Source organism: Soonwooa sp., assembly GCF_032062245.1.
In the GTDB taxonomy this organism is placed as follows: Bacteria; Bacteroidota; Bacteroidia; order Flavobacteriales; family Weeksellaceae; genus Soonwooa.
The window spans coordinates 1-7,652 of sequence record NZ_DAMBQF010000046.1 but is presented as its reverse complement, the minus strand read 5'-3'; the positions used below and the strand labels follow the sequence as shown (position 1 = coordinate 7,652).

Genomic DNA, 7,652 nt, shown 5'->3' with positions numbered 1-7,652 from the left:
AAAAAAATAATACTTTTACAAAAACAAAAGTTGCACTAGCAATTTGAGACCACCTATGAAAACACTATCAATCAAAATTTTACCATTTTTTTTCATCACATTTTTACTATTGATGTGCAACAATTCTGAATTAGACAAAAAGAATAATGACGAAAAAATTGTTGTGGATAAATTTTCTGATACCGCTATTCTAATTGATGTTTCAATTACCATGCAATCAACTGATTTTGAACCAAACCGAATGACAGTTGTTAAGAATGCCGTTGAGAAATTTATTAATGATAAAGATGAAAAACAATCTTTCTCAATTATAGTATTTGCAGGAAACTCATATTTAATTTGTCCGCTAACAAAAAGTAAATCTGAACTAATTAAATCACTCGACAATTTAGACAAACTATGGAAAAGAATAAGATTTGGAACAAATTATTCGGAAGCCTTGCTAAATGGAGTATATTCTTTGCAAAACTCTAAAGCTGATTTTAGGAATATTATGATTTTTTCAGACGGAACCAGTAATATCAAAAATTCTCAACTGCAATTCTCGAAAGATGCAGTTAAAAACTTTGGTATAAAAGTAAATTCTGTAATAATCAAACCAAAAGATTTCGAAATTATACCAAAAGGAATCGATAAAAACGGTTTAGTATTCGAAAAAGTTCCTGCAAAGCCTTTAGATTCAACCTTAATTAAGATTAGTCATGAAACGAAGGGAATTTTTGAGGTTTATCATACAAAAAAAGATTTCAAAAATTTTGATGCACATAAATTTATTTCAAAGTCCGACTCAATTAATATGACAAACATAAATCTCAAAATTGACAAAAAAATTTACGAGAACAAATTCCAAAAGCTACAAAAAACAACAGATAGCATTAAAACAATTATAAAATAAATTACTGCCGATAACATGGGTTTTGCAAGATGCGGGGTTGAAGGAAATCTTAGAGAAATTCTAAAAAGTACCCGCAAAAAACTTTTCCATTTTTTAGTTTTTTCGTAATTTTAAAAAATGGAAAAAGTTTTTGCTAGCGTTCGGTCATATCTTGAATTTTCGGTTGCAGTAGCCCGCACCTCGCAAAGCCCTTTCCCGTTAGCGGTAATTTTAATGGACATTCATCTTAAATAGACTATGAAAAAATATATTCTCATTTTTTTGCTCTCCACGCATTCATTTGTTGGAATAGCACAGACAGATAAACAAAATATCCAAAGTGATAGCCCATTCAAAATAGGTACAGATTCGATTGTTCTAAATGTAGAGATTGATGCTCTGTTAAAAAAAGAGTATCAGAGTAAAAAATTTAATGGAAATATATTAGTAGTACAGAACAACAAAATACTGTACAAAAAATCCTTTGGATATGCAGACCAACACAAAAAATATAAATTAAGTCAAGATTTCAAATTTCAGATTGGTTCAGTATACAAAGAATTTGTTGCTGTTGCAATTATGCAACTGTATGAAAAGAAATTAATTGATTTGGAGGACAGTATAAGCAAATATATTCCTGAACTTCCAATATGGTCAAAAGACGTTTCAGTTAAACACCTTTTACAATATTCTAGTGGATTGCCTGAAATTCAATTCCAGAAATATTTCCCGAACATAGTTACCTATAAAGATGTTTATAATGACATTCTCAATACAAAAAATCTTCAATTCAAACCTGGTACTTCATATTTATACACAAATAATAGCCCTATTTTATTAATGAAGATAGTGGAAAACGTAACCCATCAAACGTTTACCAATTATGCAAAGGCGTACTTATTTAATTCAAATCACATTGAAATTAAAGATAAGTACCCATATTCTGACTCTCAACAGATTGCAATCCCTTTTGATTCAGAATATAAGCCTGATACATATAAATTAGAGTTACCCTTTTTATTTGTCAGTAATGTTGAAGGCTTGTATGATTGGTTCCATCGAATTCATAATAACACTCTTATCAGTCAAAAATCTAAATTATTTCTTGGTAAAACTGCAAACATAATAATTAATCAATTTATGCAAAGCCCGTTGGGAGTTGTTAGGATTAGTCAGGAGCCACTTTCTGGTTTAATCACGATAGTCGAACATACACACGATGGCTCTATGGGAAATTATAAATGTATTGCTCGAAGATTTAATACAATAGACCTATCTATTATTATACTGACAAATCAAGATAACAACAATATTTATCCTATTTCTGATGAAATATATAAAATTGTAACAAAATAATAAAAAATGTACTTTGAAGTCAATAATACAAATAGTTAAAAAAAGTAAGGCTGTAAATTCAAATACGAAAAAATATATTCTCATTTTTTTGCTCTTCACGCATTCATTTGTTGGAATAGCACAGACGAAACAAAATATCCAAAGTAATAACCTGTTAAATTCACATAAACAGTCAATAAAAAGAAAAACTACCGCTAACAAGGGTTTTGCAAAATGGCGGGGTTAAGTCTAAATTGAAAGTTTCTGCATCTTAATCCGCAAAAGCCAATTTTATTGGCTTTTTTTCATAAATTAGCAAATAGAAATTGGCTTTTGCTACGTTCCGTCTAAATAGAAACTTTCGGCTTCGATTTTCCGCCACTTCGCAAAGCCCCAAACCGTTAGTGGCAATACTAACGGAACGCTCGGTATAAAAACAACTTCCCGACATTAAAAGTCCCGTTACTGTTGTCCAAAACGGATAACGGTATGGCAGACAAAACAGCGAAAAACAAAAGTTTATCATCAGCAAAAACAAATAAAGAAGACGAGTTTTACACGCAACTTTCGGACATCGAAAAAGAGTTAAAACATTACAGAAACCACTTTAAAGACAAAGTTGTTTATTGTAATTGTGATGACCCAAGAATTAGTAATTTCTTCATTTATTTTTCTCTCAACTTTGAACGACTTGGACTAAAAAAACTCATCACAACTTGTTACAAAAATCAAGAACGTGATTTATTCAGCACCAACAATTCCGAACAAGCTGTTTATCTCGAATACAACGGAGATAAAAACGGAAACAACATTCCAGATGCCGATGAAATCGGCATAATTCCTTTGGAAAAAGATGGCGATTTTAGAAGTGAAGAAAGTATCAGCTTGCTAACGCAAGCCGATATTATCGTTACAAATCCACCATTTTCTTTGTTTCGTGAATACATCGCTCAACTTATCGAACACGACAAAAAGTTTGTAATTATTGGAAGCCAAAACGCTGTTACTTACAAAGAAATTTTTTCTCTAATCCGAGAAAATAAAATTTGGCTTGGCAACAACAGCGGAGATATGCAGTTCAAAGTTCCCGACCATTACGAACCGAGAACAACCCGATATTGGGAAACAATGGAAAAAAATAAAGAGGGAAAAGACCAACTTCAAAAATGGCGAAGTATGGGAAATATTTGTTGGTTTACAAACCTCGATATTTCTAAAAGACATCAAAATTTAATTCTTTACAAAACTTACAACGAAGAAGAATATCCAACTTTCGACAATTACGAAGCAATCAATGTGAATAAAGTTGCTGAAATTCCAATGGATTACAAAGGTGCAATGGCTGTTCCGATTACATTTTTGGACAAATACAATCCCGAACAATTTGAAATTATCAGCTCAAACAACATTAGAAAAAATGAAAATGTTCCATTCAAAGAACACGGATTGATAAAAGACAAAGACGGAACAATTAACGGAAAACCAACTTACGTACGTATCGTGATAAAACATAAAAATTTATGAAAATCGAACTTAAAGAAATAACAATAAGAGAATTAACCAAAGGTTATCAAGATAATGACGAAAACGGAGTTGTTGGATATGGTGGAAAATTGGACATTCGTCCACCCTACCAACGTGAATTTATTTACAAAGACAAGCAACGTGAAGCCGTAATTGACACGGTTACAAAAAACTTTCCACTAAACGTAATGTATTGGGCTGTTCGTGAAGACGGAAATTTTGAAGTTATTGACGGACAACAAAGAACTATTTCAATTTGCCAGTTTGTTGATGGAGATTTTGCCACAGTTGTTGGAAATATACCAGAATACAGAGGATTTTCCAACTTACAAGCAAACGAACAAGAACAAATTTTGGACTACAAACTAATGGTTTATTTATGTTCGGGAACAGACAGTCAAAAATTAGAGTGGTTCAAAACGATTAACATTGCAGGCGAAAAATTGACCGAACAAGAACTGCGAAACGCAGTTTATTCCGGTTCGTTTGTATCGAGTGCAAAACCAATTTTCAGTAAACGAAATTGTCCAGCTTTTGGTTTGGCAAGTGAATATATGAACGGAAGTCCTGAAAGACAAGACTATTTGGAAACCGTTATCAAATGGATTTCTAACGGAAATATTGAAACTTATATGTTGAACCACCAACACGACCCGAATGCAAACGAAATTTGGTTGTATTTTCAGTCTGTTATCAGTTGGGTAAAAGCAACTTTTCCGAAATATCGAAAAGAAATGAAAGGCATTGAATGGGGATTTTTGTACAATGAATTTCATAAACAAAGTTTCGACCATAAAAAACTTGAAGAAGAAATCAGCCAACTAATGCAAGACGAAGACGTAACCAAAAAGAAAGGAATTTATGAATACGTTTTAACTCGCAAAGAAAAATTTTTGAATATTCGAGCATTTACGGACAACCAAAAACGTGAAGCATACGAACGACAAAAAGGAATTTGTCCAGTTTGTACCGAACATTACGAACTTGCAGGAATGGAAGCCGACCACATTACACCTTGGCATTTAGGAGGAAAAACTTCTGCCGAAAATTGCCAAATGTTGTGTAAAGACGACAACCGAAGAAAAAGCGGAAAATAAGAAGTACTGCCACTAACAAGGGTTTTGCAAGATGCGGGGCTGAAGGAAATCTTAGAAAATTTTTAGAAAGTACCCGCAAAAAACTTTTCCATTTTTTAGTTTTTTCGTAATTTTAAAAAATGGAAAAAGTTTTTGCTAGAGATTGGTTCTCCTCTCGACTTTCAGTTTACAGTAGCCCGCACCTCGCAAAGCCCCTTTCCGTTATACAAAATTTTTATTTTCTCCTTCGCTTACTTGCGCTAATTCTGCTTCACGAACTTGGGCATAATTAATAAAAGATATAAACACTGTACGACAGCTACTACACTTAAATTCCGTATATCTTGCTCTAATTCCATTCTTAAACGGCTCTCCAACAAGAGAAAATGGCATTCCGTTTGTGTAATAGGAGTTGCATTTCGGACACTCTTTCAGTTTTTCAATACCATCATTTAGTATTTCAGAATTATTCATTTGTTTTTGGTTTTGATGTTCCGAAAATTGAATTTTTTTCTACTGGAGTTGCTTCAGGGAAATATCTCCTATCAACTATTTTTCCGTTTGGTAACACACCAGCAAAACCTGATGCATTTAAAAGCTCTAACCATAGTGCTTTATGCGCACCTGCTTCTTGTAGTTTTTTGTACTGTTCTAAAGTCATAATATTTTATATTTTAAATCGCTTGACGAACTCACACTTAGCCTTTATCCAGATACTTCTGGGGATTCCCCAAAAGCGAAAGGCACGAATTAATTATTGTATGGTTTTTAATTTTTGTAGTGGTGAAATTCGCTTGGGTGATATTCTGTTTCGCTTATATCTACTTCTAAATCAGCGTTTAGGATAGATTTCCAAACTCTTTTTTGTGTTTTATCAATGTGCATACACTGCCAATTCAGGTCAGCAGAAGCTTTTTGTATTTGCTTTGGAGTATTGTTTTTAAAATCCATATTAAGGGATTTTTCAGAAAGTTTTTCCGCTTTTTGATATTCTGATTTCAAGGTCTTTAATTCTGATAAAACCTTATCAATGTTTGATATTTTTTCTTTGTAACTCATATTTTTATAATTTTTCAAATTATTCTTTTGCCATCGCTAAAAAATAAAAACCTCGTATAACATTGGTTTGGTTCTATGGCGTGGAAAATACTTTGCGCATACACGCCACAGAAACCAAGCCTTTTTCCGTTACCTGCAATTTTATGACAAACGCCCTACACAAAGAAATTTTAGAGCTAATTAGTGAATATTTAGCCAAAAATCCTCAGCAAAGATTTGGGCAAGCTTTGTTTAATCTTTCAATTAACCAATTTGAGGAAAATAACAACGAAAATTTTAAATTAAGAGATATTTATGGTGATAAGGATTTTGAAATTTTAGAAAGAATTAAGAGACGCATTGACTTGATAAATTCACAAAAAATGAATGATGAAAAATCAAACTAAATGAACTTCCTAAAATTATTTCTACCCGAAAATTCTTTAAAACGTAAAATTTTAAATATCAAAAGTGATTTAAAAAAAATAATCGCGGAATATTGCACTGAAAAATTTTCAATAACATATTACGGTGCTTATGAAATAAATCCAAATTATTTAGTCTTTTGGATTTGTGTTAAAACAGATTCAATGAAAAACAAACTGAGCCAAAATGAAGCTTTGAGGGAAAAGCTTAAAAATGTATTATACACAAATGATTATCCCAAAAACTCAATTAAATCTGTAATAATAGATTTTGAATCACAAGAAACAGTTGATCGAGAATCAAATGGCAATTGGTATTTTCATTTTAAATAAAAAACTGCAGGTAACATTGTATTGGCAAAATGCGGGGGAAGGTTTTAGTATAAAATTTTGTAATATTTATCCGCCGCTGCTTTTTCGCATTATTATTTTTTGTAATTTAACAATCCGAAAAAAGCATCGGCTACGGTCAGTCTAAATTGAACTTTTCGTTCTATTTAGCCCGCACTTCGCCAATACTTTTTCCGTTATCTGCAATCTTACCCAAAATTCCGCTAACAATGGATTTAACAACAAAATTATTAACAAAATCAAAAGAAAATAAATCATTTTTAAGCATATGGACTTATAACGATGATGAAAAATTTTGGTTTGGAAAAATTTTAGATTTTAATGATGAATTAGTCATTATCCAACATTATACAAAATATGGAAAAAAGGACGGAATTATTGTGGCAAAAATTTCAGAAATTATAAGTATTGACTTTGAAGATGATTATTCAAAAGCAATGAATTATATAATTGAAAATTCGGAAGAATTAGCAAATGAAAGAGAATTTAAATTCGACTATTTAGAAAAAGAAAATTGGAAAAAAACCTTATTAAACCAACTTATTAATAGAAAAGATATTATTACAAGTGTTGAGATAAATGATGAATATTTCTCAGGTTTTATTATAGAAGTTGACGATGAAAACTTTATAATTAAATGTGTTGGTTCTCTTGGAGAAGATGAAGGAAACGCACTCTACAAAATAGAAGATTTAACAGGTTTCAAAATTAATGATATTGATAATAGAAAAAGACTGATGTTGTTTAATTGGAGAAAAAAAGACTGCAGATAACACTGTATTTGCAAAAGGCGGGGTTGAATATATAATATGAAAACTCGTTACATTCAGCCGCGCCTGCTTTTCCACTCCACATTTTTTTAGTAATTTAGTTTCGTGTAAAAAGCATTCGCTCCGGTTGGTCGAAATTGAACTTTCAGTTATATTTTGCCCGCCCTTCGCAAATACTTTTTCCGTTATCTGCAATTTTATACCATGCATATTCCTGAAATAGGTTGACAAAAAATTCATTAAATATTGTCATACTATG

Annotated in this window: 10 protein-coding genes; 7 read left to right on the top strand and 3 right to left on the bottom strand. The window is 31.6% G+C overall.

Translation table 11 applies throughout. The features are described from left to right. The first annotated feature begins 163 nt into the window (after positions 1 to 163). The 4 genes from RT037_RS13465 to RT037_RS13450 all read left to right on the top strand — a co-directional run bounded on the left by RT037_RS13465 (position 164) and on the right by RT037_RS13450 (position 4,830). On the top strand, positions 164 to 895 hold the full coding sequence (locus RT037_RS13465; protein ID WP_313032226.1) for a VWA domain-containing protein: 732 nt from the start codon (positions 164 to 166) through the stop codon (positions 893 to 895). Positions 896 to 1,132: 237 nt separating this feature from the next. After that, a complete protein-coding gene (locus RT037_RS13460) occupies positions 1,133 to 2,230 on the top strand; it encodes a serine hydrolase domain-containing protein (protein WP_313032224.1) in 1,098 nt (365 codons plus the stop codon). A 468-nt stretch (positions 2,231 to 2,698) separates the two neighbouring features. After that, positions 2,699 to 3,733, top strand: coding sequence for an adenine-specific methyltransferase EcoRI family protein (locus tag RT037_RS13455; protein ID WP_313032221.1), 1,035 nt, complete (start codon positions 2,699 to 2,701; stop codon positions 3,731 to 3,733). Next, on the top strand, positions 3,730 to 4,830 hold the full coding sequence (locus tag RT037_RS13450) for a DUF262 domain-containing protein (RefSeq protein WP_313032219.1): 1,101 nt from the start codon (positions 3,730 to 3,732) through the stop codon (positions 4,828 to 4,830). The genes RT037_RS13455 and RT037_RS13450 overlap by 4 nt, the downstream gene beginning before the upstream one ends. Positions 4,831 to 5,031: 201 nt before the next feature. On the opposite strand, the gene RT037_RS13445 is transcribed toward RT037_RS13450, so the two are convergent. The 3 genes from RT037_RS13445 to RT037_RS13435 form a co-directional block, all read right to left on the bottom strand. Further along, complete coding sequence (locus RT037_RS13445; protein ID WP_313032217.1) at positions 5,032 to 5,283, bottom strand: hypothetical protein; 252 nt, start codon at positions 5,281 to 5,283, stop codon at positions 5,032 to 5,034. Further along, complete coding sequence (locus RT037_RS13440; RefSeq protein WP_313032215.1) at positions 5,276 to 5,470, bottom strand: hypothetical protein; 195 nt, start codon at positions 5,468 to 5,470, stop codon at positions 5,276 to 5,278. Before RT037_RS13440 ends, RT037_RS13445 begins: the two co-directional genes overlap by 8 nt. Before the next feature lie 107 nt (positions 5,471 to 5,577). Continuing rightward, positions 5,578 to 5,868, bottom strand: a complete 291-nt coding sequence (locus RT037_RS13435; RefSeq protein ID WP_313032213.1) for a hypothetical protein — start codon at positions 5,866 to 5,868, stop codon at positions 5,578 to 5,580. A 143-nt stretch (positions 5,869 to 6,011) separates the two neighbouring features. Between RT037_RS13435 and RT037_RS13430 the strand changes: the two genes are divergently transcribed. The 3 genes from RT037_RS13430 to RT037_RS13420 all read left to right on the top strand — a co-directional run bounded on the left by RT037_RS13430 (position 6,012) and on the right by RT037_RS13420 (position 7,396). Further along, positions 6,012 to 6,254, top strand: coding sequence for a hypothetical protein (locus RT037_RS13430; RefSeq protein WP_313032211.1), 243 nt, complete (start codon positions 6,012 to 6,014; stop codon positions 6,252 to 6,254). Continuing rightward, the gene (locus RT037_RS13425; RefSeq protein ID WP_313032209.1) at positions 6,255 to 6,605 is read left to right on the top strand and encodes a hypothetical protein; all 351 of its coding nucleotides are present in this window, start codon (positions 6,255 to 6,257) and stop codon (positions 6,603 to 6,605) included. 227 nt (positions 6,606 to 6,832) lie between these two features. After that, on the top strand, positions 6,833 to 7,396 hold the full coding sequence (locus RT037_RS13420) for a hypothetical protein (RefSeq protein ID WP_313032207.1): 564 nt from the start codon (positions 6,833 to 6,835) through the stop codon (positions 7,394 to 7,396). Positions 7,397 to 7,652 lie beyond the last annotated feature (256 nt).

Excerpts from the sequence above, each read along its gene's own strand:
- RT037_RS13460 (WP_313032224.1), top strand. The coding sequence starts at position 1,133 with ATGAAAAAATATATTCTCATTTTTTTGCTCTCCACGCATTCATTTGTT.
- RT037_RS13455 (WP_313032221.1), top strand. The coding sequence starts at position 2,699 with ATGGCAGACAAAACAGCGAAAAACAAAAGTTTATCATCAGCAAAAACA.
- RT037_RS13450 (WP_313032219.1), top strand. The coding sequence starts at position 3,730 with ATGAAAATCGAACTTAAAGAAATAACAATAAGAGAATTAACCAAAGGT.
- RT037_RS13445 (WP_313032217.1), bottom strand. The coding sequence starts at position 5,283 with ATGAATAATTCTGAAATACTAAATGATGGTATTGAAAAACTGAAAGAG.
- RT037_RS13440 (WP_313032215.1), bottom strand. The coding sequence starts at position 5,470 with ATGACTTTAGAACAGTACAAAAAACTACAAGAAGCAGGTGCGCATAAA.
- RT037_RS13435 (WP_313032213.1), bottom strand. The coding sequence starts at position 5,868 with ATGAGTTACAAAGAAAAAATATCAAACATTGATAAGGTTTTATCAGAA.
- RT037_RS13430 (WP_313032211.1), top strand. The coding sequence starts at position 6,012 with ATGACAAACGCCCTACACAAAGAAATTTTAGAGCTAATTAGTGAATAT.
- RT037_RS13425 (WP_313032209.1), top strand. The coding sequence starts at position 6,255 with ATGAACTTCCTAAAATTATTTCTACCCGAAAATTCTTTAAAACGTAAA.
- RT037_RS13420 (WP_313032207.1), top strand. The coding sequence starts at position 6,833 with ATGGATTTAACAACAAAATTATTAACAAAATCAAAAGAAAATAAATCA.